The sequence below is a fragment of the Pseudomonas sp. Leaf59 genome, from assembly GCF_920984685.1.
Taxonomy (GTDB): domain Bacteria; phylum Pseudomonadota; class Gammaproteobacteria; order Pseudomonadales; family Pseudomonadaceae; genus Aquipseudomonas.
Genome location: NZ_CAKLBR010000002.1, coordinates 37,922 through 63,153 on the forward strand (window position 1 = coordinate 37,922; position 25,232 = coordinate 63,153).

The window sequence follows — 25,232 nt, forward strand, 5'->3', positions numbered from 1 at the left end:
CCAACATGAACACTAAAACGGTCTACCAAACCAATCAATTGGGCCTCTATGTCGGCCTGGCCGAAGCCGAAGAATCGCCCCTGGAGCCAGGTGTTTTTCTGATTCCTGGTGGATGCGTAGAAATGGCACCGCCGAAGATTCCGGCCAACAAAGCAGCCTGCTGGAGCGGCGGCCAGTGGAGCCTGGTCGAGTATTTCGACGGCCTGATTGTCTACAGCATCACCACGGGCGAACCTCTGACCGTCACCGGCCTCGGCCCGATCCCCAGCGGCTATACCGTGAAAAAGCCAGGGTCTGATCAGGTTTGGAAGAATGGCGAGTGGGTAGACGATATCGGCGCCATTCTGGCCACGCTTTACGAACAGAAACTGCAGGAGATCAACGCTGGCTGTAATAGCCATATCGAGTCCGGTTTTATGTCCAGTGCGCTGGGTGAGCCGCACCGATATAACAGCCAGATGGACGACCAAATCAATCTGACGGGCATGGTGTTAAGTGGCCTGGATGCCAGCTACGCCTGTTTTGACGCTGACCAGGTCAAAGGCTTCCGACCTCACACGGCGGCACAGTTGCACCAGGTAGGTCAGGATCTCGTGCGCTTCAAGCAGTCGGCGCTGCAGCACGCCGATAACCTCAAACAGGACTTGGCCACCGCGCTCAAGGGCAAAAAGCTCAAGGTGATGAAGGCTATTCAATGGGCGCCGCCGGCATGACCTGGAGCGCGGTCAAAATACGCTGGCCCGAGCAAGCCACTCAATGGATGGGCGATCTGTCACATGCCCACGGCTTGGCCGGCAACGAGCTGGTGGGCACCACCAAGCGCCTGGAAGATCTCAACGGCAAAACCACCACCAGCCCAGGGCCGGTGGGGGAGGCTGCCAAGGCTCCGATCGCTGCAGGCCGTATGGCGCTCGCCGAGCAGACGGGTGAAGCTCCGGCGTGTTTGGTGGTGACGCCGTTTCAAAGTGGAGTTGGCCAGGGCCGTGGCTACCAGCGTTTCCTGTCGGCACCGAACCTGCTGCAGCAGCTGGCCGGTAAACTGGTAGATGTGAGCGACACCGGCCGGCCGGATGGCTCTCAGTTCGCGCTGTGCTTGATGTTTCTGGCTACCCGCTTTGATCAGTTGGCCGACAGTTTGGCGCGCTTCAATGCGCTGTTGCCGATGCCGGACTTGGTTCGGGCGGAGCGCCGTGCACGGCACCTCTCCAAGCTGGAGACGGAAAAGTGGGAGATCCCCGCTGCCGGTGCTTTACCACGCTGGCAAGCGCTTCCGCTGGAGCGCTGCACTGTGGTGAAAGCTGCACAGCAATCCATGGCCGGCCAGATCGCAGTCCTGGAAGGCTACGCCGCCGACCGTTCGCCCATGGATGACCTATCAGCGTTGGCCACCCGCAAAGCCGCCCAGCAACGGAGCCGTGACCAGCAGGTGGCCGACCTTAAAGCCTCCCTCGCTGGCAGTAACGCTGATAGCAGCATGCGCGCCCGTCTGATTGGCCCAGGTAACTCTGTTGAGCTGCGCCAGGCGCTGCTGAGTGGTGAGGCCCCAGGACATGAATGGGTGCTGTGCGCCGGCGCGCTGCTCGTGGGATCTGAAAAGGGCTTGAGCTTTGTTCGTGAGTTGGTGGGCCAATGACACTGCTACTCGACGGGCAAGAGGTTCGCGGGAAGAACCTGAAAGTCACCGGCAATCTGCGCATTGAGAGCGACGATTTGTCAGGGCAAACCAGCAACACCGACAAGGGCCACAAGGGCTTCAAGCCCAAAACCTTGACGGTGAGCCTGATGATTCCATTTGTTGACCAGGTGCAACTGCGCGACCTGATGCGCCTGGTGGAAGCCACCGAGGGCGGTGGCCAGCTCAAGACCTACCGCATCGTCAACGATACCGCCGCCGCGTTCGGCATGCGCCAGGTGACATTCACTGAGGGAGTCAGCGCCCGGGAGGACGACAACCTGCGTGGCTGGCTAATCCAGTTCACCCTGACAGAGAAATTGTCCAATCCTGAAAAGGTCGAGGGCAGGCGATCAGGCAACGCGGTGACGGCGCAGTCTGGCCCGGGCGCAGCGGTTGGTGGTGCCAGCGGTGCCGGTGGCGACTCACCTGGTGGCCCGGAGGAACTGACGGGATTTGAGGCGACCCTGAAAAAAGTCGATACCTGGTTGGGCGGGAGCCCGCAGACATGAAGCTGCACAAGGAATTGGCCATCAACGGCCAGCCGTACGTCCTGGTCAAAAACGAAGTGCGGCTGGATGCCAAGAGCCCCGGGCGGGCGACATTCACCATTCAAGCCTCGGCGCCGGTCAAGGGCCTGGTGACGCTCGATATCGGCTACAACGGCAATACGCTGCAGCGACACTTCATCGGCTACGTCGAACGCTCCACCACAGCCAGCATCGGCCAGCAGGTGCTGTTCTGCCGCGAACTGGCCGCGATCCTCGCCAACCCGCTGCCGCTGAATCTTCGCCATGTCGACCTGCGCGCCGTGCTGGTTGAGATCGGTCAGCACACCGGGTTGCGGTTCCGCGTCCCGGATCAGCCCTACGCGGGCGTGAAAGCGCCGTTCTTTTACAGCCTGGCTGCCGGCTATCAAGCCATGGACAGCCTTGCCCGGGTTTTCAATATCCCCGACTTCATCTGGCAGCAGCAGGGTGACGGGGAGGTGTTCGTGGGCAGTTGGGCCGACAGCTTCTTTGGCGTTCGTGCGCCGCTGCAGCTGCCGGTGGAGCTATTCGACGACTACCAAGGCAACCAAAGCGCAATGATTGCAGCCCTTCCCGGGTTGCGACCAGGTGCAACGATCAATCACGGCGAGCGCATCACAAGTGTGGCGCTCATCGACAACCAGATGGCCATCCGATGGACGACGCAATCCGCCGCAGCGTAGAACGACAATTTCCCGAACTCACCGGCGGTTACCATCTGCCGCGTTTTGCCCGTGTTGTTGCCGTGGCCGACGCCCCGGCCGGCGCCGGCATCTGTGACGACTTCCGCCCGCGCTATGCGGTGGACATTGAGGTCCTGGGCCCGGACGGCGAGCCAGATAGCAAGCTGCCGATCTTGGCGGGTGTGCCGCTGCCCCTGCCCACCGGCGGCGAGGAAATGGGCATCTATGCGTTCCCGGAGGAGGGCACCCAAGTTGTGGTGTGCTTCGCCTATGGCCTGCCGCACAAGCCGTATATCCAAACCATCCTGCCCCACGGTCTGAGCATGCCCAGCGTCCCAAAGGGTGACCAGGTGTGGCAGCACAGCGACGCCTGTCAGCAGCGTGTCGACGCAGACGGCAACTGGCTTCGCCAAACGGACGGCAAGATCCGCGACAAGGCGATCGAGCGGGAAGTGGAGGCGATGGGCAACACTGAGCGCTACCAGAGCCACAACAGGACCGTGGACGACCATTCCACTGAGTCAGTGGGTGGTATCAAGACGATTGAGGCGCTGGGCGCGCTCAAGCTACTGTCGGGCGGATCTGCGAGCCTGGCTGCGGTGGATGATTTGCATCAGGCGACCGGGCGGGATCTGAACCTGGTGGTGGGGCAGAAGCACAACGCCACGGTGGGTGGCGATATGGATGAAAGGATTGAAGGGTTGCGTAAGAGCGTAGCTGCGATCAATCAGCGGCTGGTTGCCCCCCTGACTTGGTTGGGGTCGGAGGACGTCAATGTATTGCAGTTGTTGTGCGATTTGTTCGATTTGGTAAAAAATATGAATACTCAGCTGGCTAGTCACACCCATGCGCCTATATCTGCACCACAAAATTCTGGAGTATTCGTGAGTAATGCAGCGATTGCTGCATTACTTGAAAAAAAGCTAAAGTTCATTACGCTTTAATCGAGGCAGTTGGACAGGTGCCTTCCGTACCAAGACTCTTCGTCGGGTTAGGTTGGGCACAAGGCGCACCTGAAGATTAAACATCTAATGTGAGAACTCCAGTAAAAAATTCACTTAAGATATTTTTGCGCGCCGAACGAACTGGTAAGTCTTCGCGATATTGTAGTCATCACGCTGCGACAACAGTTTAGAAATGTATTGTAATCCTCATCGCTAATACCTTGTTTTCTTTTTCCGTGAGCTATGTCGTTGCGAACATTAAGTAGTCTGTTTAGGGGGGAGTAGGCGTCTTTTAAGTCAGAATATTCTAAACCTACTTGAAACAGCATTTTCTCTAACACCTCTCTCCCTACGTTGTTTTCCGTGTTTACATACCCCTCTGCAATTACAACTGGGTGATCGTAAAAGTTTCCTATTTGTGTTATAAAGTCTACGTCCCGAGCAAATCCGTGTAAGTGTTTGTCGTCAGGTAGCGCCTTTATAAAGAAGGGGCTTTTACTATTGATATCTTTAAGAGCTTTTAACTCTTTAGCAAATGCAGCAGCGGCTATAGCAGGGCTTACATCTTTACATGTTAGCCCTTTGCGGTTTACTTGGTCTACATACAGTGAAAATGCAAATCTAACAAAGCCTTCTATATGTGCATATAGGAGGCATACTATTGAGCGACGTATTTTAGTACGATCTTTATCGCTTAAACCTCCTTGCATGTTGTTTAGAAACCTGATTTCGGCTTCGCGCCATTCGCGCTCTGACTCAATTTGTTCTTGAAAGATAGCCAGGCTCATATATTGACCTCTGCGAGTTTATCTACCACAACTCGAATACGGCTATTTAGAGGTCCTGGCGAGTTCTTACCGCCACCCGTGGTATGGCTAATGAAGCCTGCGTCAGACTTTATTTCTATAAGCTTTGCTTTGATTAAGTCAATGTGCATATTGTTTAAAGTGTCAATTTTGTGAAGGTAAGGCTGTAATCCTACACATATTGCTTCGAAATGATATACAGAGAAGTTTGATTGAATTCCTTGTTTTCCCGATCTCCCAAAGCTTTTGTCCTCAAGGCATTTTCTTAAGATTGAAAATGTTTTTTGAAAGATTTGTTCTTCGGCTGGGTAATCAAAAACTATTTCTTTGTTTTCTGGGTCTGTTACTTTTTCTGTGTATTCCGTTAGGAAGTCTGAAACATCATGGACAAACTTTTGCTTGTAGTTTTTAAGCGCAAGAAAGCGGATTACTAGCTCTTGGTCAAATGCTCCAAGTTTTTGTTGCTCTGAAATTTTGGCTGTACAAATTTCGAAGTCGGCATTTTTACTAAGGTGGATTACGAAATCTATAAATTTAGAGTCCAGCATGCGGATTGTGCAATTGCGTAATTGCTGGCTGGTTAGCGCCTCACCACCTGTGTTTAATCTTTTGAACATATGGTAGCGAAACTTATTATCGCTCCCTTTGCGAACTACCTCAACACGCACAAATGCTCGCTTTAGCCTGATCTTTAATGCAGTTGGGAAGTCCTCAAATACCAAGTCATTTAGATCCTCAACTATGTCACACTCTTGAAGTTTTAAATATTCTCCTTTTTTAATGGGCTCATTCAAGTGCGGAGCATCTAGCTCTCCGCGTAAATGTAAGTAGGACGAGAACCTCTGAAGGCCATCTATCAATTGATACTTGCCGTTTTCATCCTCGACGACATATATCGGTGGTACTGGCATTTCTAAAAGTAGGGACTCGATAAATCTAGACTGTGCACCCTGGCTCCAGCGGAAAAGTCTTTGATAGTCGGGATTTATATCTAGCTCGCCATCTTTGAACATGTCGAGAAGTTCATTGAAAGAAAGATCGAGGCTTTGCGTGTGTACCTTTTCAACTTTAGACTCTAAAGCTCTTATTAATTCGTCCTGATTCATGTGTGTCTCCTTACTTGTGAAATATTAGTACACTCTCGTGTGCTATGCTTTTTTTTCTGTAATTTCGGCTTTTTGAATTTAGGTTGGCCATGTTTTGCTTGCTCTCAAAGTCATGTCTTTGGTCAAATTTCATTCCAGACATTAGAGCGATTTCTGTAAGTATGGTTGGCAAGTCGCAGTGTACATCTTTATAAAATGAGTCCTGTACTACGCAAACAAAACTGGATTCTGGTTTCATTACTCTATATATCTCGGCTAATGACGAGTTGAGGTCTATAAAGTATTTCAATATGTTTTTATAGTAATATGTTGCTGATGATTTTGATGAGTGCTCTCTGACGTCGTTTAGAAACTGCGTACACATGTTTCCAAAATTCGATGAGTCCCAGGAAATTGGGCCTTTGGAGACTGTCGTAGTTCCCATTAACGAACGTCTAACATCTTCGATTGTGCTTGTGCTTAGATCTGACATTATTGCTAGCTCAGGAAGAGTGGCAATTCCGTAATCGATTCTGGTGCAGTAAGGGGGCGAGCTTAGAACTAAGTCTATGCATTCATCAGGTAATGGCATACTCACAGATGAAGCGGTCAATAGAGAAGCTCGATCAGACGGCCAGATATGAGTTTGCGTACTAAATGCTTTGAGCATTTCAGCTACTAAAAAAGTGTACCTTGTTTTAAGTGATTTCCAGTCTAAGTCAATTTTATCGTCGTCAGATTTTGGCTTTTTTATCCAAGTCGGATTAGAAGGTATGAAAGATTTTAAATACTCGCGTACGCAATTAAAAAGCGCAGTATATAGGAGGCATTGCTCGATTGATAATGACTCGACTTTGTCGAGCATTGAATTGTGACGTGCTCTCCCCAAGATCCAATATTCGATCTTTCGGATAGCAAGTACACCTGACGTGTTAAACCAAAAACAAAGAGGGTCGTTTTCTTTGGTTTTTCTTAAGCGAACATTGGAAAGAGTTTGAAGCTTAGAATTTATATGTGCTGCTTCTCTAGTTGTGGCTTGTTTAGCTTTTGCTATAACTTTCATTACTGGATTTAAGTCAATTCCGACTGAGCGAAAACCACTAACAGAAGACATAAGCGTTGTAGTTCCGGCGCCATTCCAAGGATCTAAAATTATTGAAGACTCTGTGAGGTCGCTGGAGTCGATAATGTTTTTCGCAAAAGAATGAGAATAGCCAGCATAATAATTATACCAGTAGGGTTTATCCTCTACTTCCTCGTTCACTCTTTTTGGATTAATTACTAGCAAGTTGATCTCGATTCTTTAAATACTTAGTCGCAATGGTTTCTACGACCTTTGTCAGCAGCAGTGTGCATATCTTCACCCTGGTGTCTGGCACCTTGAAGGGCACGTGCTTCCCTAGCGCACTATACCTTGTAACGCTCCGATTCAGGATAGCCAGGAGCGTCTGTAGGGGCCACACGCTATGGTTGTGAGAAAAATAGGTTGGCTGTCACTCTGCCGTTGAAAAGGGGAGGAATGATCGATGCCGGTTGACGGTTTCTGTGGTGAAAAAATCAGCATGCAAAAAAAACTTAGAAGAAAAGCACTTATCCCCCTCCCGCCGACGGGCTCTACGTCCGTTTTTTGTGCAAAGGTTGAGGGTGGTGCATTCAGCGCTGCAGGCCAGGCGGACCGGGGGCTCGCTTGGGGAAAAGACAATTTCACAAAATGCTAAGTTTTGCTAAGAAGTGCAGCGTGGTTACAAAACGACGTGAGGTCCTGGAGAACCAAAGGAAATGGCTGCCGTCCCGGTATCACTGGGCGGGACGAGTGAAAATCCAGAAAAGTAGCGACTTTCCAGAACGAGACATATCCATTTTTTCAGTGCATGGAACTGCTTTCCATTGCATTGAGATCCGGCCGTAGGCCGCGAGCTATAAGGGGCTCGCCGGTGTGGGAGGATTTCACAAACTGGCACGAGCCTAATTGGCTCCTCGCTTCTTGAGGCGGGCCAGACCTTGCTTGATATGCCCTGCATTCTGGCCAATCGTTTCCAAGACGCCGCGTACGTTTTCACCTGTATCTATTGAGCCTTGTGTTTCGAGCCGCAATGTCAGCTCCATTACAGCTGCTTCAAGGGCTAGCTGATTTTCGTACATCCTCTCAAGCACATCTGAGAGCGAATACTCATGTGTCATATCAAGTCTCCTATGGTGAATTCACGGGCTGGCCGCCGCACCAGGGCACGCCCAATTGGGGGCTATTTTGGAACCAGGGCTGGGAAAAAGGTAATTTTGGTTAGGCAGGGCGTAAATCTTGCTGCAGCCCCCGTAATCCGTAGGTTTGGCGCATTACCTGGAGAGGTAATATTTGGTAATGGCAAAGGTAATATTCGCCGAAGTGCCCGGTTTTGCTAGGGATTATAGGGGAGAGGAATTACCAAGTGAAAAGGTAATGACCTAACCTATAAGTTACCAAATTATTACCTTCTGAAATAGCTGTCAACTCATTGAATATAAAGGGTTTTATCCGATATTTTCATCGGCATTACCAATATTACCTTTTTCCCAGGCCTCAACATAAATCGGCTTGGATGCGGTTTTTGTCCACTCTACGGCTGTCCCGCACTAACTTGGTGCAAAACCCATGGGACTACCATGGGACTAAAAATGTCTTTTTTTCGACGACGCAACACCGCTGCAGGCCCCGTAAACCGGGCACTTTAGAAATTGAGGGAGCGTTGCGGGTAGTTTCGAATCTCTCCTTCACCGCCAAATTTGATGTAAACAAAACCCCTGGTTTCGAGAGAAATCAGGGGTTTTGTAGTTTCTGGCCCTTGAAAAGGCGCGTTCAGGCAGCTCGCAAAACCATGGGCCGTCCTCTGAGGTCTGGCCCATGATACGTCGCTTGCCAGAGTAATGACTCTGACGGTTCCTGCTTACTGCGCAACCTTCAACTTGACCACATCACCCGAAATCTTCGTGGTATAGCCGCTCAATACCCACGCCCAGAACCACTTCTCCTGAATTTGTGTATTGATCAGCGCATCACCGCCTTTGGCCTGGATGGCGGCGGTCTGTGCACGCACGAAGCGGCTGTTCTGGCCGATCGGGATGATGCCGAACAGCATGATGCCGGTGGCGCTGGCTTCGCTGTGGCCCAGTACGGTGTACTGGCTGCTGTCGTATTGCGGGGATTTGATGGCGGTGCCGGTGCAGCCGGCGAGGGTGAAACCGAGAACGGCTGCTGCAACTGCTTGACGGGCGTACTTCACGGGTAACTCCATGGGCTGAATATCGAGATTCAATTCTCGAAGGCGCGACACTCTAATGGCGTGAAGGCCGGATTGAAATCCGTCGTGGGAAATTTCCTGGGTTTCTGTGGCGAGCGGGCTTGCCCCGCGTTGGGGTGCGAAGCGCCCCCAATCGAGCAAAACGCGGTGTACCTGATACGGCTCAGCGCCGGGCTTTGGGGCTGCTGCGCAGCCCAACGCAGGACAAGCCTGCTCGCCACAGGGAATCTGCGCTTAACTGAACGGCATTAGGGCAAGCCCGCTCGCCACAAAGCGCGTCACGCCTTCAATCAGAGATGCAACCAGGCCAGGCTGCCGAGTATCACGGCCACGCCGCCGGCGGTATACGACAGGCGCTTGAGCCATTCCTTGCGCGTGAGCAAGGTAATCGCCGCCAACGAAATCGCGATCTGGATCGCGGTCATCGCCTGTGCCCAGCGGTGGTGCTGGTGCAGGGCCTCCTCGGACTTGTCATTCCATTCCCTGGAGGTGGCTTCAAGTTTTTCCGCCTGCTTGCGTACTTCCTCCTTCTGGCCTTTATAGCGCTGGATTTCGTCGCTGTAGTGGGCGACGTCGACACCGGGGATGTGCGTGGCCAGTTCGGCCAGATTCTGGCGGCTGGATTTGGCCTGGTAGTAATTCCACTGGTTGGCCGCTTCGGTCTTGAATATGGCGGCGTTGTTCTTGTCCATCGCGGCTTCGCTCTCGGTGGAGCCGGCCTGATAGCTGAGCATGGCGCCGAGGGTGGCCATCAGCGCGGTCATCACGGCGATGCGGCTGGCGAACCTGTCTCCGCGGCCGTGGGCATGTTCTGTGGTGTGTTCGATGTGCTTTTCGTGGGGGCTGGGGACTTCGAAAGCTTCTGACATGGGGGGCGGCTACAAACGAACTGAGGGAGTCTGATTCTTCACTGGCGAGGCTGTCTCAAGCCTGTCCGTAACGTCGGAAAATTCGCCCATACACAGCGATATTGACCAGTAGTACCAAGGCACCCAGGCCCAGTTGAATCTGCGGCGTCAGCCCGGCCGGGTAAATCAGCGTGAGGATGTAACGCTCGACAAAGCCCCCGCCGTAGCCGTCCTGCCCGGCCAGGTGGCGAAACAGGTTTTCCCAGCGGGTCAGCGGGCAGGGCAGATGAAGCACCTCGACAACAACGCCCCACGCGGCTGCCGGCAGGTGCAACCAGAGGATCGGTCGCCATTTCAAGGCGAGCAGCCCGCCGAACAGCGCGAACAGGATGAAACACAGGTGGAACAGCACGAGGCCATCGGCGGCCAGACGGTAGAGCATCGTGGATCACTCTGTAAGGGGAGAACCTACAGTCTAAAGGGTTGCTTGCAGGCAAGCGTGGCCGCTATTGTGCTGCATCCCTCCAGTCAGTCCCCAGGATCCTTCTCCGATGAGTGCACCGCGTACCGCTGTCCCGATCAAGGCCGTGATTTTCGATATGGACGGTTTGCTGCTGGACACTGAAGGCATCTACACCGAAGTCACGCAGATCATCGCTGAGCGCTATGGCCGCACCTATGACTGGGAAATCAAGCAGCACATCATCGGGCGCGGTTCACAGGATCTGGCGGATTACGTCGTCAAGGCGCTGGACCTGCCGATCACTCCGGCCGAGTTCCTGGAGATCCGCGAGCCGCTGATGAGCGAGCGTTTTCCCAAGGCTTTGGGCATGCCCGGCGCCGAGGCGTTGGTGCGGCATTTGAAGGCGCATGACATTCCGATTGCCGTGGGCACCAGTTCGTCGCGAAACTCGTTTGGCCACAAGACCACCTTGCACCGCGAATGGTTTGGCCTGTTCGACACCATCGTCACGGCTGACGACCCGGAAGTCGGTGCCGCCAAGCCCGCGCCGGACATCTTTCTCACTGCCGCCCGCCGCCTGGGTGTGGCGCCGCAGGATTGCCTGGTGTTCGAAGATTCGCCGTTCGGCGTCACGGCCGCCAAAGCTGCGCAGATGACGGCCATTGCGGTGCCCGATGAAGCCATGGCCGACAGCAAATACCAGCATGCCGACCAGATCATCCGCAAGCTGGCGGACTTCGACCTGGCTGCCTACGGCCTGCCGCCTCTGCCCTGAACAGGCACCGTCGTTCTTCAGCGGCTGAACGTGCCCGGCCAGCCGATGATTTTCTTCGGCCTTGGCGTCGCGTAGGTGCGTACCTTTGACGTCGACAAGCCCAGGCGCACAAGGCCCTCGGCAATCGTCACCGCCGCCGTCACGCCGTCCACCACCGGCACGCCGGTGCGCTGGCGGATCTGTTCGTCCAGGCCCGCCATGCCGCCACAGCCCAGGCAGATGACTTCGGCCTTGTCTTCGGCAATCGCCAATTGCGCCTGGCGCACGATGGCCTCCATGGCGGCCAGCGGATCCTCTTCCAGTTCCAGCACCGCCATGCCACTGGCACGCACCGACGCACAACGCTGATACAAGCCGGCGAGTTTCAGCCGGTCTTCAATCAGCGGCACGGTGCGGTCCAGGGTGGTCACCACCGAATACGCATGGCCCAGGAACATCGCCGTGCTGGCGGCCGCTTCGGTGATGTCCACCACCGGCACGTTCAACAATTCCTGCAGCCCCTCGCGGCCATGCTCGCCATAGCCGGCCTGGATCACCGCATCGAACGGCTGGTCGTAGGCCATCACCCGGTCCATCACCGCAATGGCCGCCAGGTAGCTTTCGAAGTTGCCTTCTACCGACTCGGCGCCAAAGTACGGGGTGAGTCCGACGATCTCCGTGCCCGGAGAGGCCACGGTCCGCGCCTGCTGGGCGATGGCGTCGGTGATGGATTCGGTGGTGTTGACGTTGACCACGAGGATGCGCATGAAACCTCCTTGATGAGTGACAGACGTCGCCTCAAGCCTTGCTGATGATATTCCCGGCATGCAGCCCGCATTCCTTCTGCGTTGCCTCTTCCCACCACCAGCGACCTTCGCGCTCATGCTGATTCGGCAACACCGGGCGCGTGCACGGCTCGCAGCCAATGCTGATAAATCCGCGCTCATGCAGGCTGTTGTACGGCAGCTCCAGCATGCGGATATAGCCCCAGATTTCCTCACTGGTCATCTGCGCCAGTGGGTTGAACTTGTACAGGGTGCGTTCCGGGGTGGAAAACGCCGTGTCGATTTCCAGTGCGGCCACCTGGCTGCGCGTGCCGGGGCTCTGGTCGCGGCGCTGGCCGGTAGCCCAGGCGCTGACGCCGGACAATTTGCGGCGCAGCGGTTCGATCTTGCGTATGCCGCAGCACTCGCCATGGCCGTCGCGGTAGAAGCTGAACAGGCCCTTTTCCTTGACGAAGGGTTCCAGTTTGCTCTGGTCCGGCGAGATCAGTTCGATGTCGATTTTGTAGAAATCGCGTACCTGCTCGATAAACCGGTAGGTCTCCGGGTGCAGGCGGCCGGTGTCGAGGCTGAACACCTTGACGTTCTTGTTCAGCTTCCAGGCCATGTCCACCAGCACCACGTCTTCGGCACCGCTGAAGGAAATCCACAGGTCATCACCAAACTGGCTGAAAGCCAGCTTGAGAATGTCCTGGGCAGACTTGTTGGCATAGGTCGTGGCGAGTTCAACGACGTCGAAGGCTTGGTTCATCAGGACGGTTCCTACAGGTCAGTGGCGCTGAGCGCTCTATAGGGGAGCGATGGTATCAAAATCAGCCCCGGGGTGCGGCGCTGCGCTTGAGCCATCGGGCCCGCCAACTGGCTGCGGGCATCCTACTGTTCTGATGTGTGAGCCCGTTCTGCTCAAACGCCTGCCAGCAGCCGCTCATAAGGAATGCTCAGGCCATCGTGCAGGCGCTTGATCATGGCCAGGCTCAACTTGCGCTTATGATTCAATACTTCCGAGACCCGCCCGCTGGTGCCGATAAAGGGCTCCAGGTCGCGGGCCGTCAGGCCCATTTGCTCCATGCGAAATTTGATCGCTTCCACTGGATCCGACGCCGGCATGGGGAAATGTTCCGCTTCGTACTTCTCGATGAGCACGGCGAGAATTTCCAGCTCGTCGCCTTCGGGTGAGCCGATCTGCGCTCCCCATAGCTGTTCCACCCGCGCGAGCGCGGCGGTCAGGTCTTCAGAGGAATGAATGGGTTTAATGTTCATTACACGGTCTCCGCGTTGATTTGATCGTATTGCGCGTGAGTGCCTACAAAACGTATGAACCCAAGCTGGCGCTGATAATCGATGGCCATGATGACTCGATATTTGTTGCCGCCTACGTTGAAGACGACCCTACCGGCCTTGAGAATGCTCGCTGTTCTGAGGGTTGCCTTCAGTGCCTGTGGTGTCGGGTAGGTAGCGTTCTCCATGTACCGATACAGTTCGACCAAAGGCGTCCTCGCGTCGGCATGGTTTGGGTGGCTTTCCCAGAACCGTCGCAAGGTTGATAACGCGATTATTCGCATCGTGCAGACCTCCCGATTTGGGAGATGTTAGGCATGGGCAGGTGGAGATGCAACTCCGGAAACAAATTCTCACGAGTAAGCAGTCGCATATGTGATCCTTCACAGGCGCGTATAGGCAGTAGCCGTCGACGCTATAGGCGTGCCGGCAGGTCGTCCACACGCGTACTGATTCAGGCTTTTTCGTGCTTCGCGCTTCGTGAGGTCAGAGGCCGGATTGCCGGGGGGACTACAGATTTTCCAGCGTCTGTAACAAAACCCGTACCTTCGTCATCGACTCCTGGTACTCCGCTTCCCACTGCGAGTCGGCCACAATCCCGCCGCCACCCCAGCAGCACACCTGGTCATCCTTGACCAGCAGGCTACGAATGGCGATCGAGCTGTCCATCTCGCCACGTACGTCCAGGTACACCAGCGAGCCGCAGTACAAACCGCGTCGAGTGGGCTCCAGCTCGTCGATGATCTGCATTGCGCGGATCTTCGGTGCGCCGGTGATGGAGCCGCCGGGGAAGCTGCCCGCGATCAGGTCGAGGGCGTCCTTGTCGCTTGCCAACTCGCCGGTCACGCTGCTCACCAGGTGGTGCACGTTGGGGTAGCTTTCGAGGCTGAACAGTTCCGGCACCTTCACCGACCCGGTGCGGCAACTGCGGCCGAGGTCGTTGCGCAGCAGGTCGACAATCATCAGGTTTTCGGCACGATCCTTAGGGCTGGCCAGCAGTTCGGCGGCGTTTGCGGCATCTTCCTCGGGCGTAAGGCCGCGCGGCCGGGTGCCTTTGATCGGCCGGGTTTCGACCTGGCGTTGGCTGATTTTGACAAAGCGTTCCGGTGACAGGCTCAGCACCGCGCCATTATCCGGCAGGCTCTGGAAGCCGGAGAACGGCGTCGGGCACGCCTCGCGCAGGGCGCAATAGGCCGCCCAGGGATCGCCCAGGCAGGGCGCGCGAAAGCGCTGTGCGAAGTTGACCTGGTAGCAGTCGCCGGCCTGGATATAGCTGTGGATGCGCGCGATGGCGTGCTGATAGGCCTCGGCACTGAGGTCCGCTGCCATGGGGCCACGCAGCTTGAAACTGGCGGTTGAGGCCACGACCGGCTGACTGAATACGGCAATCAGGCGTTGCCGTTCGCTCTCTGCCAGAGTCGGGTGAAACACCAGTTGGCTGGTCTGCACCAGGTGATCACTGACCAGCGCCCAGGCATACAGGCCCAGGCGTGCGTCCGGCAGGTGCAGGTCGTCCGCGGCCAACTGCGGCATCTGCTCCAGATGGCGGCCGAAGTCATAGCTCAAATAGCCGATCAGCCCGCCGGCAAACGGTAATTCATAACCGTCGGGCACGTTCGCTTCACCTAACCGGGTAAGGTTTTTGCGCAAGCGTTGCAGGAAATCGCTGCCGCTTTCATCCGGCGATACCGTGAGGGTGGCCTGCGGCCAGGCGCTCAGGAGGTCATATCGCCCGCGCTCGGCTGTCGGCCGGCCGCTGTCCAGCAGCACCGCGCCGGGTGCATGGCGGATCGCCGCAAAGTACTGGGCGGGATTTGCCTGGTAGGGCAACGGGTAAACGGAGCAGGTCGACATACGGGGTGGATCAGCCAAGGCGCGGGGGAGGGGATTGTAGTCCGGCGTAGGATTTGCTCCTAGAGGCAATTGCCCGCAGACGACCCGTTCAGTGTGGGAGGGGCTTGCTCGAGAGGGCGGCGGATCAGTGACAGATGAACCGACTGACACAATGCGATCGGGAGCAAGCCTCCTCCCACATTGTGTTGGCGGTCAGCCTTCCACGGGCGGAATATGCCCGAACATCTCCTGCACAAACCTCACCCGTTCTTCCGGCGTTTCCGTCACGCCGTCGGCTTTCAGGGTTTCCAGCCGCGCTTCCACGGCATGGGTGCGCAGGGTCAAACCGCAATCGTTGGCGATCTGGATGTTCAATCCCGGCCGCGCATTCAGCTCCAGGATCAGCGGGCCTTTCTCCTGATCCAGCACCATGTCCACACCGATGTAGCCCAGCCCGCACAGCTCATAGCAGCCGGCCGCGAGCTTCATGAAACCGTCCCAATTGGGCAACTGCACGCCGTCCACGGCGTTGGTGGTGTCGGGGTGCTTGGTGATGATGCTGTTCAGCCAGGTGCCGCGCAGGGTCAGGCCAGTGGCCAGGTCCACGCCCACGCCGATTGCACCCTGGTGCAGGTTGGCCTTGCCGCCGGACTGACGGGTCGGCAGGCGCAGCATGGCCATCACCGGGTAGCCCATCAGCACGATGATGCGGATGTCCGGCACGCCTTCGTAGCTGATGCTCTTGAAGATCTGGTCAGGCACCACGCGGTATTCGATCAGCGCGCGGTCGCGGTGGCCGCCCAGGGAATACAGGCCGGTGAGGATGCTGGAAATCTGGTGTTCGATTTCTTCATGGCTGATGATCTTGCCCGACACTGTGCGATAGCGCCCCTCAAAACGGTCTGCCACCACCAGGATGCCGTCACCGCCGGCGCCCTGGGCCGGTTTGATCACGAAGTCGCTGCGCCCGCCGATGATCTCGTCGAGCTTGTCGATGCCTTTTTCGGTGGAAATCACCCCGTACATCTCCGGCACATGCAGGCCGGCGGCCATCGCGCGCTCCTTGGTGATGATCTTGTCATCCACCAGCGGATACAGGCTGCGCTTGTTGTACTTGAGCACGTAGTCGGCGTTACGTCGGTTGATGCCCATGATCCCGCGCGCTTCGAGGGCCTTCCAGGTCTTCCAGAAACCGAACATTACTGGTCAGCCTTCAGGAAGGCCTTGAAACGCACCAGTTCGGTCAGGCGGTAGCCGCGATAACGACCCATGGCCAGCATGAAGCCCACCAGAATCAACAGGATCGCCGGGAAGGTGAACACGAAGTAGATCAACTCCGGCACGCTCATGATGATGTGCGCCAGCGATGCCGCGAACAGCGTGCCGATTGCCACTTTCAGTGCGTGGTTGGCGCCGCGCTCTTCCCAGGTGATCGACAGGCGTTCGATGGTCATGGTCAGGATCACCATCGGGAACAGCGCCACCGACAGCCCGCGCTCCAGCCCCAGCTTGTGGCTGAACAGGCTGATGGCTGCGATCAGCACCACCACGAAGGTGAGCACCACCGACAGCCTGGGCAGCATTTGCAGCTTCAGGTGTTCCAGGTAGGAGCGCAACGACAGTCCCAGCGCGGTGATAATCGTGAACAGCACAATCCCGAAGCCCAGCTGCGTCTCGCGGAACGCCAGGGCGATCAGCACCGGCGTGAAGGTGCCCAGGGTCTGCAGGCCGATCAGGTTGCGCAGGATCAGGATCACCAGCACGCCAATCGGGATCATCACCATGATCATGAACGTCTGCTGGGTCTGCAGCGGCAGGCCGTACAGCGAGTATTCAAGGAAGTTGGCGTCGGTGTTCTCGTCCGTCAGCTTGGCCAGGCGAATCGCGTTCATCTCGCTGTTGTTCAGGCTGAAGGTCACCATGGCTTTCTTGCCACCGTCCACGGTGATCAGGTTTTCATCGCCGGTCCACCACAGCAGGCGGTCGGCGGGCAGGCCCTGTTCGCCGGTTTCCGGGTTGAAATACAGCCAGTCGTTACCGTTGAAGCTGCGCAGCCACAGTTCCGGGCTTTGCGGCTGGTCGGCGACCAGGCGAATGGTGTGGACCTTTTCCACCGGCACATGGGCGATGGACAGCAGCAGCTCGACGATCTTGGCCTTGTGCGCGGTGGACGGGTCGCCCGCCAGCAGCAGTTTCACGTTGTCGTCGCTGAGGTTGTTGGTGCGCTTGATCGCTTCGGTGATGAAGGTCTCGACGTCGGCCGAGTGCTGACGGATCGGCGCCAGCAGGGCTTCAGCGGCGATTTTTTCCGGGCCTTCCACGGCGATGCTGTCGCGGAAGGTCGGGCCCTTGACCTTGATCTTCTCACCGCTGTAACGCTTGGTCAGCACCAGGCGGTAATACAGGGTCTGGTTGCCCTTGGCGCGGCGTGCTGACCAGGTGACCTTGCGATTGCCATCGGTGCGGTTGACGCTGACCCCGTAGTTGTTCGAGATAAAGCTCTCGTTAAGGCTCACGAAGTCGCGGCTCAGGGGCGGCACGAACATCTGGATCTTCACCGGGTCTTTCGGATTGGCGACAAACTCGACCTTGGCGTCGATGTTCCACAGATCGTCGGTGGCATCCTCGGTAACAGGAATGCCCAGCACGAAGATCTGGTAGCAGGTGACCGAAATACCCAGCACCACCAGGATGGTGATGAGAATTTTCAGGTGCAGGGTCAGAGAGCGCATTCGGTTTACTCGGCGGTATGAGCGTCGGCGGCGCAGGCAGGCTTGCCCGCTGCGTATTTAAGACTGGGGTCGACCAGCGCATCAAAGCGCTTCAGCGCTTCGGAGCCGATCAACAGCGGGTATTGGAAGGCACTTCGGTCAGTCAAGTTCACTTCTATGCTGCGTAAAGCGCTGCCCATGCAGATATTCAGGGCAATCACCGGACGGGCGGTGTAGTTCTTGTCTTCATCGGGGTCGTAGTCACCGGCGCGGCGCTTGATCTTGCTGACGCGGGCCAGGGGCCGTTCGATGGGGTGGGAATGGGCGGTGTCGATCGCCAGGTAGAAGCGCACCCAGGATTCGCCGTTGCGCTTGAAGCGCTTGATATCGCGGGCGCTGAGGGAGGCGGTCTTGGCGCCCGTGTCCAGTTTGGCGGCCACTTCGAGGTCGATTCCGGCCAATTGCGCGTATTCGTTGAGGCCATACACGGTCTTCTCGGCAGCGACGCCAAAGCCCGGTACGGCCAGCAGGCACATCAATAAAAGGAAGGGCTTGAGTCTCATAGATCCTGAGGCGTGCAGTGCGATGTTCGATTCAAGGCGACTGGCATTGCTGCGCAAACTCCCTCGTGCGCCGTTTCATCCAATGATGTCAGGCAAAAGCGGCGGGCATTCTAACATGATGCTTTTTTGGCGCCAGCGCTGGCAGGCGGCCATGTCTGCTTGGAGCTCGTCGGAGGTTATTAGACGATTGTCGACAATATGGATTTATTCTTTGACTAATAGGGGGTGATTGGCTAGTTTTTGCCACATTGCTTTTAAAGGTGTCGACAATATGCTGGATCAGCTGCAAGCCCCGGTACCGGCGCAGGACGATTCCCAGACCATGTCCGAGAACGTGTTCCGGCGTATCCAGGCCGCCATCGTCAAGGGCGAGATTGCCCCCGGCAGCAAGATCTCCGAGCCGGAGCTGGCGCGTACCTACGGCATCAGTCGCGGTCCGCTGCGTGAAGCGATCCACCGCCTTGAAGGCCAGCGCCTGCTGGTGCGGGTGCCTCACGTCGGCGCGAGAGTGGTGTCCTTGAGCCACGCCGAGCTGGTCGAGCTCTATGAAATCCGTGAGTCCCTTGAAGGCATGGCCTGCCGCCTCGCCGCCGAGCGCATGACCGACGCCGAGATCGAAGAACTGCGCCAAGTGCTGCACACCCATGAGCGCGACGAAGCGTTTCAGGCCGGCCTGGGCTACTACCAGCAGGAAGGCGACTTCGATTTTCATTACCGGATAATTCAAGGTGCCGGTAACCGCACCCTGACCCAAATGCTCTGCGGCGAGCTGTATCAGTTGGTGCGCATGTACCGCATCCAGTTTTCCGCCACGCCCAATCGTCCACGCCAGGCCTTTGCCGAGCATCACCGCATTCTCGACGCGATTGCCGAGCGCGACGGTGAACTGGCCGAACTGCTGATGCGCCGCCATATCGGCGCTTCCAAACGCAACATTGCCCGTCACTTTCCCGACGGTTGCGCCCAATCACGAGGTGAGTCATGAGTTCCCACAATAAGCGTACGCCGGGCCAGCGTTTTCGTGACGCCGTCGCCAGCGAGCATCCCTTGCAGGTGGTCGGCGCGATCAACGCCAACCACGCCCTGCTGGCCAAGCGCGCCGGTTTCAAGGCGATCTACCTATCGGGCGGCGGCGTCGCAGCGGGCTCCCTGGGGGTGCCGGACCTGGGCATCACCGGCCTGGACGACGTGCTCACCGATGTGCGCCGCATCACCGACGTGTGCGACCTGCCGCTGCTGGTGGATGTGGACACCGGTTTCGGCTCTTCGGCGTTCAACGTGGCGCGCACCGTCAAGTCGATGATCAAGTTCGGCGCCGCAGCCATTCATATCGAGGACCAGGTCGGCGCCAAGCGCTGCGGCCATCGTCCCAACAAGGAAATCGTGTCCCAGCAGGAAATGGTCGACCGCATCAAGGCCGCCGTGGACGCGCGCACCGATGACAGCTTCGTGATCATGGCGCGCACCGACGCCCTGGCCGTCGAGGGGCTGGAGTCTGCCCTGGAACGCGCGGCCGCGTGCATCGAGGCCGGTGCCGACATGGTGTTCCCGGAAGCCATCACTGAACTGGACATGTACAAACTGTTCGCTGCCCGCGTCAAAGCGCCGATCCTGGCCAACATCACCGAATTCGGCTCGACCCCGCTGTACACCACCGAACAGTTGAAATCTGCGGATGTTTCCCTGGTGCTGTACCCGCTTTCGGCCTTTCGCGCCATGAACAAGGCCGCCGAGAACGTCTACACCGCGATCCGTCGCGACGGCACCCAACAGAACGTGATCGACACCATGCAGACGCGCATGGAGCTTTACGACCGTATCGACTACCACACCTTCGAACAGAAGCTCGACGCGCTGTTCGCCGCCAAAAAATAAACCTTGTGGCTCCCTGAACAACGACAAAATTGGAGAAACACCATGGCTGAAGCAAAAGTATTGAGTGGCGCCGGCCTGCGTGGCCAGGTGGCCGGGCAGACTGCGCTGTCCACCGTGGGCCAGGCCGGCGCCGGTCTTACCTACCGTGGCTACGATGTGCGTGAACTGGCCGCCGACGCGCAGTTTGAAGAAGTTGCCTATCTGCTGCTGTACGGCGAGCTGCCGACCCAGGCCCAACTGGCGGACTACAGCAAAAAGCTCAGCACGTTGCGCGACCTGCCGCAAGCCTTGAAGGAAGTGCTCGAACGCATCCCCGCTGACGCCCACCCGATGGACGTGATGCGCACCGGCTGCTCGTTCCTCGGCAATATCGAGCCGGAAAAAGACTTCAGTGCGCAGCACGATGTCACCGACCGCCTGCTCGCCGCCTTCCCGGCGATCATGTGCTACTGGTACCGCTTTAGTCACGACGGCCAGCGCATCGATTGCGTGACCGACGAACCGAGCATCGGCGGCCACTTCCTGCACCTGCTGCATGGCAGGAAGCCCAGCGACCTGCACGTCAAAGTGATGAACGTGTCGCTGATCCTCTACGCCGAGCACGAATTCAACGCCTCCACCTTCACCGCGCGGGTGTGTGCCTCGACCTTGTCCGACCTGTATTCCTGCGTCACCGCAGCCATCGGCTCGCTGCGTGGCCCGCTGCACGGCGGCGCCAACGAAGCGGCGATGGAAATGATCGAGCGTTTCGGCTCGGCCGCAGAAGCGGTGGAGGGCACCCTCGGCATGCTGGCGCGCAAGGACAAGATCATGGGCTTTGGCCACGCGATCTACAAAGACAGCGACCCGCGCAATGAAGTGATCAAGGGCTGGGCGAAAAAGCTGGCTGACGAAGTGGGCGATACCGTGCTGTTCCCGGTTTCCGAAGCCATCGACAAAACCATGTGGGAACAGAAAAAACTGTTCCCCAACGCCGACTTCTACCACGCCTCGGCATATCACTTCATGGGCATCCCGACCAAGCTGTTCACCCCGATCTTTGTCTGCTCACGCCTCACCGGCTGGGCGGCCCATGTGTTCGAACAGCGCGCCAACAACCGCATCATCCGTCCAAGCGCCGAGTACACCGGCGTCGAGCAGCGCAAGTTCGTGGCAATCGAACGTCGCTGAAGACCGTCGATCCCGAATTGGCAATCGGATCAAATGTGGGAGGGGGCAAGCCCCCTCCCACATGGGATCGCGTTCCAGTTCGAGCTCCGGCTTCCTTTGCAATCACCGTGACCGAGTTCTGACGATGAACACTGAATTTCGCAAACCGCTCCCCGGTAGCCGGCTGGATTACTTCGACACCCGCGCGGCCGTCGAAGCCATCACCCCCGGCGCCTACGCCACCTTGCCCTACACCTCACGCGTACTGGCCGAAAACCTGGTGCGCCGCTGCGATCCGGCCACCCTCGATGCGTCCCTGCGCCAGTTGATCGAGCGCAAGCGCGATCTTGACTTCCCATGGTTTCCGGCCCGCGTGGTGTGCCATGACATCCTCGGCCAGACCGCGCTGGTCGACCTCGCCGGCCTGCGTGACGCCATCGCCCTGCAAGGCGGCGACCCGGCACAGGTCAACCCGGTGGTGCCGACGCAGTTGATCGTCGATCACTCCCTGGCCGTCGAAGCCGGCGGTGCCGACCCGGACGCGTTCGAGAAAAACCGCGCCATCGAAGATCGCCGCAACGAAGACCGCTTCCACTTTATCGAGTGGAGCAAAAAAGCCTTCAAGAACGTCGACGTGATCCCGCCGGGCAACGGCATCATGCACCAGATCAACCTGGAGAAAATGTCCCCGGTGATCCAGGTGCGCGACGGCGTGGCCTTCCCGGATACCTGCGTCGGCACCGACAGCCACACCCCGCATGTGGACGCCTTGGGCGTGATCGCCATCGGCGTCGGTGGCCTCGAAGCCGAGAGCGTGATGCTGGGCCGCGCGTCGTGGATGCGCCTGCCGGAAATCATCGGCGTCGAGCTGACCGGCAAGCTGCTGCCGGGCATCACTGCCACCGACATGGTGCTGGCGCTGACCGAGTTTCTGCGCAAGCAAAAAGTGGTCGGTGCATGGCTGGAGTTCTTCGGTGAGGGCGCTTCCAGGCTCACCCTGGGCGACCGCGCGACCATCTCCAACATGGCCCCGGAATACGGCGCCACGGCAGCGATGTTTTACATCGATCCGCAGACCATCGCCTACCTCAAACTCACCGGCCGTGAAGACGAACAGGTCGCCCTGGTCGAACAGTACGCCCGCCACACCGGCCTGTGGGCCGATGATCTGAAAGGCGCGCAATACGAGCGCGGCCTTACGTTCGATCTGTCCAGCGTGGTGCGCAACATGGCCGGCCCGAGCAATCCTCACGCCCGTGTAGCCACCCGTGACCTGGCCTCCAAAGGCATCAGCGGCCAGTGGGACGAAGTACCAGGGCAGATGCCCGACGGCGCGGTGATCATCGCCGCCATCACCAGCTGCACCAACACCAGCAACCCGCGCAACGTCATCGCCGCCGGCCTCCTGGCGCGCAACGCCAACAGGCTGGGGCTGACGCGCAAGCCGTGGGTCAAGTCGTCGCTGGCGCCGGGCTCGAAGACGGTGGCGATGTACCTGGAAGAAGCGGGTCTGGCTGACGAACTGGAAAAACTCGGCTTTGGCGTGGTGGCCTTTGCCTGCACCACCTGCAATGGCATGTCGGGCGCGCTGGACCCGGTGATCCAGCAGGAAATCATCGACCGCGACCTGTACGCCACCGCTGTGTTGTCGGGCAACCGCAACTTCGACGGGCGGATTCACCCGTACGCCAAACAGGCATTCCTGGCTTCGCCACCGCTGGTGGTGGCCTACGCGATTGCCGGCACCATCCGTTTCGACATCGAAAAGGATGTGCTTGGGCTCGACGCGCAGGGCAATGAAATCCGCCTGCAGGACCTCTGGCCCAGCGACGAAGAGATCGATGCGGTGGTCAAGGCCTCGGTCAAGCCGGAGCAGTTCCGCGCGGTGTATATCCCGATGTTCGCGATTCACGAAGACACCGGCCCCAAGGTGGCGCCACTGTACGACTGGCGCCCGCAAAGCACCTATATTCGCCGTCCGCCTTATTGGGAAGGCGCGCTGGCCGGGGCGCGGCCGCTCAAGGGCATGCGCCCGCTGGCGGTGCTGCCGGACAACATCACCACCGATCACCTGTCGCCGTCCAACGCCATCATGCTCGACAGCGCCGCCGGCGAATACCTGGCAAAAATGGGCCTGCCGGAAGTCGACTTCAACTCTTACGCGACCCATCGGGGCGACCACTTGACCGCCCAACGCGCCACCTTCGCCAACCCGAAACTGTTCAATGAAATGGTGGTGGAAAACGGCAAGGTCAAGCAGGGCTCACTGGCGCGCATCGAGCCCGAGGGCCAGGTCACGCGCATGTGGGAAGCCATCGAAACCTACATGCAGCGCAAGCAGCCGCTGATCATCATCGCCGGCGCCGACTACGGTCAGGGCTCATCCCGCGACTGGGCGGCCAAAGGCGTGCGTCTGGCCGGGGTGGAAGCGATTGCCGCCGAAGGCTTCGAACGCATCCACCGTACCAATCTGGTGGGCATGGGCGTGCTGCCGCTGGAGTTTCTGCCGGGCACCGACCGTCACACCCTGCAGATCGACGGCAGTGAAACCTATGACGTGCTTGGCGCGCGCACTCCGGGTGCGCAGTTGACCCTGGTGATCAATCGTAAAAATGGCGAACGTGTCGACGTGCCGGTGACTTGCCGTCTGGACACCGCCGAAGAAGTATCGATCTACGAGGCGGGCGGCGTGTTGCAGCGTTTTGCCCAGGACTTCCTGGCATCGGCGGCGACCGCCTGAGGGACTGACCATGGCACATGCAGCGCAAATCAGAATCCCCGCCACCTACATGCGTGGCGGTACCAGCAAGGGTGTGTTTTTCAGTCTCCAGGACTTGCCCGTTGCGGCGCAGGTGCCCGGCGCCGCACGCGATGCCCTGCTGTTGCGAGTGATCGGCAGCCCCGACCCCTATGACAAGCAGATCGATGGCATGGGCGGTGCGACGTCCAGCACCAGCAAAACCGTGATCCTGTCCAGGAGCAGCCGCGCCGAGCATGACGTGGACTACCTGTTCGGCCAGGTCGCCATCGACAAACCCTTCGTCGACTGGAGCGGCAATTGCGGCAACCTGTCGGCGGCGGTCGGTGCGTTCGCCATCAGCGCCGGGCTGGTCGATGCCGCGCGCATACCGCACAACGGCGTCGCCGTCGTGCGCGTGTGGCAGGCCAATATCGGCAAGACCATCATCGCCCACGTGCCGATCACCGACGGCGCGGTGCAGGAAACCGGCGACTTTGAACTGGACGGCGTGACCTTCCCGGCCGCCGAAGTGCAACTGGAGTTCATCGACCCGGCGGCGGAAGAGGAGGGCGGTGGTGGTGCGATGTTCCCCACCGGCAACCTCGTCGACGAGCTGCAAGTGCCCGGCGTGGGGACCTTCAAGGCGACACTGATCAACGCCGGCATCCCGACGATTTTCATCGACGCCGCAGACCTCGGCTATACCGGCACCGAACTGCAAGGTGCGATCAACGGCGACCCCAAGGCCCTGGCGATGTTCGAGACCGTGCGCGCCCACGGCGCGTTGCGCATGGGCCTGATCAGCCACCTGGACGAAGCCGCCCAGCGCCAGCACACGCCGAAAGTCGCGTTCGTGGCGACGCCTGCGGATTATGTGGCGTCCAGCGGCAAGTCGATCAAGGCCGCCGACGTGGACCTGCTGGTGCGCGCGCTGTCCATGGGCAAGTTGCACCACGCCATGATGGGCACGGCGGCAGTGGCGATTGGCACCGCGGCGGCGATTCCCGGAACCCTGGTCAACCTGGCGGCAGGTGGCGTGGAGCGCAGCGCGGTGCGCTTCGGGCACCCCTCCGGCATCCTGCGCGTGGGCGCCGAGGCCAGCCAGGTGAACGGTGAATGGGTGGTCAAAAAAGCCATCATGAGCCGCAGTGCGCGGGTGCTGATGGAGGGCTTCGTGCGCATCCCAGGCGACGCGTTCTAGAGCCAATTTCGTCCCGAAAACTGCCGACTCCCCCTGTGGG

At 58.3% G+C, this 25,232-nt stretch carries 26 protein-coding genes; 11 read left to right on the forward strand and 15 right to left on the reverse strand.

Going from position 1 to position 25,232, the window contains the following annotated elements:
• The first annotated feature begins 5 nt into the window (after positions 1–5).
• From LUB09_RS01930 to LUB09_RS01950, 5 genes are read left to right on the forward strand one after another with little or no spacing between them, the layout of a single operon-like run.
• Positions 6–713, forward strand: a complete 708-nt coding sequence (locus LUB09_RS01930) for a DUF4376 domain-containing protein (RefSeq protein WP_231421429.1) — start codon at positions 6–8, stop codon at positions 711–713.
• Positions 695–1,633 carry a hypothetical protein gene (locus LUB09_RS01935; protein ID WP_231421430.1) on the forward strand — a complete coding sequence of 313 codons (939 nt, stop codon included), beginning with the start codon at positions 695–697 and terminating at the stop codon, positions 1,631–1,633. The genes LUB09_RS01930 and LUB09_RS01935 overlap by 19 nt, the downstream gene beginning before the upstream one ends.
• A complete protein-coding gene (locus LUB09_RS01940) occupies positions 1,630–2,184 on the forward strand; it encodes a baseplate complex protein (RefSeq protein ID WP_231421431.1) in 555 nt (184 codons plus the stop codon). Before LUB09_RS01935 ends, LUB09_RS01940 begins: the two co-directional genes overlap by 4 nt.
• Positions 2,181–2,885 (forward strand): hypothetical protein, encoded by a 705-nt coding sequence (locus tag LUB09_RS01945; protein ID WP_231421432.1) that lies wholly within the window; start codon positions 2,181–2,183, stop codon positions 2,883–2,885. The genes LUB09_RS01940 and LUB09_RS01945 overlap by 4 nt, the downstream gene beginning before the upstream one ends.
• Positions 2,858–3,829, forward strand: a complete 972-nt coding sequence (locus LUB09_RS01950) for a hypothetical protein (RefSeq protein ID WP_231421433.1) — start codon at positions 2,858–2,860, stop codon at positions 3,827–3,829. Before LUB09_RS01945 ends, LUB09_RS01950 begins: the two co-directional genes overlap by 28 nt.
• 110 nt (positions 3,830–3,939) lie before the next feature.
• Here LUB09_RS01950 and LUB09_RS01955 read toward each other — a convergent pair whose 3' ends face one another.
• From LUB09_RS01955 to LUB09_RS01985, 7 genes are all read right to left on the reverse strand, one after another.
• Positions 3,940–4,617 carry an MAE_28990/MAE_18760 family HEPN-like nuclease gene (locus tag LUB09_RS01955; RefSeq protein ID WP_231421434.1) on the reverse strand — a complete coding sequence of 226 codons (678 nt, stop codon included), beginning with the start codon at positions 4,615–4,617 and terminating at the stop codon, positions 3,940–3,942.
• Positions 4,614–5,741, reverse strand: coding sequence for a DUF262 domain-containing protein (locus tag LUB09_RS01960; RefSeq protein WP_231421435.1), 1,128 nt, complete (start codon positions 5,739–5,741; stop codon positions 4,614–4,616). Before LUB09_RS01960 ends, LUB09_RS01955 begins: the two co-directional genes overlap by 4 nt.
• 10 nt (positions 5,742–5,751) lie before the next feature.
• Positions 5,752–7,008: a hypothetical protein gene (locus LUB09_RS01965; RefSeq protein WP_231421436.1), complete on the reverse strand. Its 1,257-nt coding sequence runs from the start codon at positions 7,006–7,008 to the stop codon at positions 5,752–5,754.
• 677 nt (positions 7,009–7,685) lie between these two features.
• Positions 7,686–7,901: a hypothetical protein gene (locus LUB09_RS01970; RefSeq protein WP_231421437.1), complete on the reverse strand. Its 216-nt coding sequence runs from the start codon at positions 7,899–7,901 to the stop codon at positions 7,686–7,688.
• Between the two features lie 740 nt (positions 7,902–8,641).
• Positions 8,642–8,977 (reverse strand): hypothetical protein, encoded by a 336-nt coding sequence (locus LUB09_RS01975; protein ID WP_231421438.1) that lies wholly within the window; start codon positions 8,975–8,977, stop codon positions 8,642–8,644.
• Positions 8,978–9,285: 308 nt separating this feature from the next.
• A complete protein-coding gene (locus LUB09_RS01980; RefSeq protein WP_209983808.1) occupies positions 9,286–9,864 on the reverse strand; it encodes a DUF4337 domain-containing protein in 579 nt (192 codons plus the stop codon).
• A gap of 55 nt (positions 9,865–9,919) precedes the next feature.
• Positions 9,920–10,285: a DUF2784 domain-containing protein gene (locus LUB09_RS01985; protein WP_209983806.1), complete on the reverse strand. Its 366-nt coding sequence runs from the start codon at positions 10,283–10,285 to the stop codon at positions 9,920–9,922.
• 109 nt (positions 10,286–10,394) lie between these two features.
• On the opposite strand from LUB09_RS01985, the gene LUB09_RS01990 reads away from it, so the two are divergent.
• Positions 10,395–11,081, forward strand: coding sequence for an HAD-IA family hydrolase (locus tag LUB09_RS01990; RefSeq protein ID WP_231421439.1), 687 nt, complete (start codon positions 10,395–10,397; stop codon positions 11,079–11,081).
• A 17-nt stretch (positions 11,082–11,098) separates the two neighbouring features.
• On the opposite strand, the gene LUB09_RS01995 is transcribed toward LUB09_RS01990, so the two are convergent.
• The 8 genes from LUB09_RS01995 to rloA all read right to left on the reverse strand — a co-directional run bounded on the left by LUB09_RS01995 (position 11,099) and on the right by rloA (position 18,227).
• Positions 11,099–11,827 (reverse strand): aspartate/glutamate racemase family protein, encoded by a 729-nt coding sequence (locus LUB09_RS01995; RefSeq protein WP_209983802.1) that lies wholly within the window; start codon positions 11,825–11,827, stop codon positions 11,099–11,101.
• Positions 11,828–11,858: 31 nt separating this feature from the next.
• Positions 11,859–12,593, reverse strand: coding sequence for a phosphoadenylyl-sulfate reductase (locus tag LUB09_RS02000; RefSeq protein WP_057009232.1), 735 nt, complete (start codon positions 12,591–12,593; stop codon positions 11,859–11,861).
• 152 nt (positions 12,594–12,745) lie between these two features.
• Positions 12,746–13,102, reverse strand: coding sequence for a helix-turn-helix domain-containing protein (locus LUB09_RS02005; RefSeq protein WP_209983800.1), 357 nt, complete (start codon positions 13,100–13,102; stop codon positions 12,746–12,748).
• Positions 13,102–13,404: a type II toxin-antitoxin system HigB family toxin gene (locus LUB09_RS02010; RefSeq protein WP_209983797.1), complete on the reverse strand. Its 303-nt coding sequence runs from the start codon at positions 13,402–13,404 to the stop codon at positions 13,102–13,104. Before LUB09_RS02010 ends, LUB09_RS02005 begins: the two co-directional genes overlap by 1 nt.
• A gap of 226 nt (positions 13,405–13,630) precedes the next feature.
• On the reverse strand, positions 13,631–14,974 hold the full coding sequence (gene pabB / locus LUB09_RS02015) for an aminodeoxychorismate synthase component I (RefSeq protein WP_209983795.1): 1,344 nt from the start codon (positions 14,972–14,974) through the stop codon (positions 13,631–13,633).
• A gap of 192 nt (positions 14,975–15,166) precedes the next feature.
• Positions 15,167–16,153: an alpha-L-glutamate ligase-like protein gene (locus LUB09_RS02020; RefSeq protein ID WP_231421440.1), complete on the reverse strand. Its 987-nt coding sequence runs from the start codon at positions 16,151–16,153 to the stop codon at positions 15,167–15,169.
• The gene (gene rloB / locus LUB09_RS02025) at positions 16,153–17,685 is read right to left on the reverse strand and encodes an osmotic stress tolerance membrane protein RloB (RefSeq protein ID WP_209983791.1); all 1,533 of its coding nucleotides are present in this window, start codon (positions 17,683–17,685) and stop codon (positions 16,153–16,155) included. Before rloB ends, LUB09_RS02020 begins: the two co-directional genes overlap by 1 nt.
• Before the next feature lie 5 nt (positions 17,686–17,690).
• Positions 17,691–18,227, reverse strand: coding sequence for a retropepsin-like aspartic peptidase RloA (rloA, locus tag LUB09_RS02030; RefSeq protein WP_231421441.1), 537 nt, complete (start codon positions 18,225–18,227; stop codon positions 17,691–17,693).
• 271 nt (positions 18,228–18,498) lie between these two features.
• On the opposite strand from rloA, the gene LUB09_RS02035 reads away from it, so the two are divergent.
• From LUB09_RS02035 to prpF, 5 genes are all read left to right on the forward strand, one after another.
• Positions 18,499–19,212 carry a GntR family transcriptional regulator gene (locus tag LUB09_RS02035; protein ID WP_209983788.1) on the forward strand — a complete coding sequence of 238 codons (714 nt, stop codon included), beginning with the start codon at positions 18,499–18,501 and terminating at the stop codon, positions 19,210–19,212.
• Entirely contained in the window at positions 19,209–20,102 is an 894-nt protein-coding gene (gene prpB, locus LUB09_RS02040; RefSeq protein ID WP_209983786.1) for a methylisocitrate lyase, read from the forward strand. Before LUB09_RS02035 ends, prpB begins: the two co-directional genes overlap by 4 nt.
• Before the next feature lie 42 nt (positions 20,103–20,144).
• Positions 20,145–21,272, forward strand: coding sequence for a bifunctional 2-methylcitrate synthase/citrate synthase (prpC, locus tag LUB09_RS02045; protein ID WP_231421442.1), 1,128 nt, complete (start codon positions 20,145–20,147; stop codon positions 21,270–21,272).
• Positions 21,273–21,396: 124 nt separating this feature from the next.
• Entirely contained in the window at positions 21,397–23,991 is a 2,595-nt protein-coding gene (gene acnD, locus LUB09_RS02050; RefSeq protein WP_209983781.1) for a Fe/S-dependent 2-methylisocitrate dehydratase AcnD, read from the forward strand.
• 10 nt (positions 23,992–24,001) lie between these two features.
• On the forward strand, positions 24,002–25,192 hold the full coding sequence (prpF, locus tag LUB09_RS02055; protein ID WP_209983779.1) for a 2-methylaconitate cis-trans isomerase PrpF: 1,191 nt from the start codon (positions 24,002–24,004) through the stop codon (positions 25,190–25,192).
• Positions 25,193–25,232 lie beyond the last annotated feature (40 nt).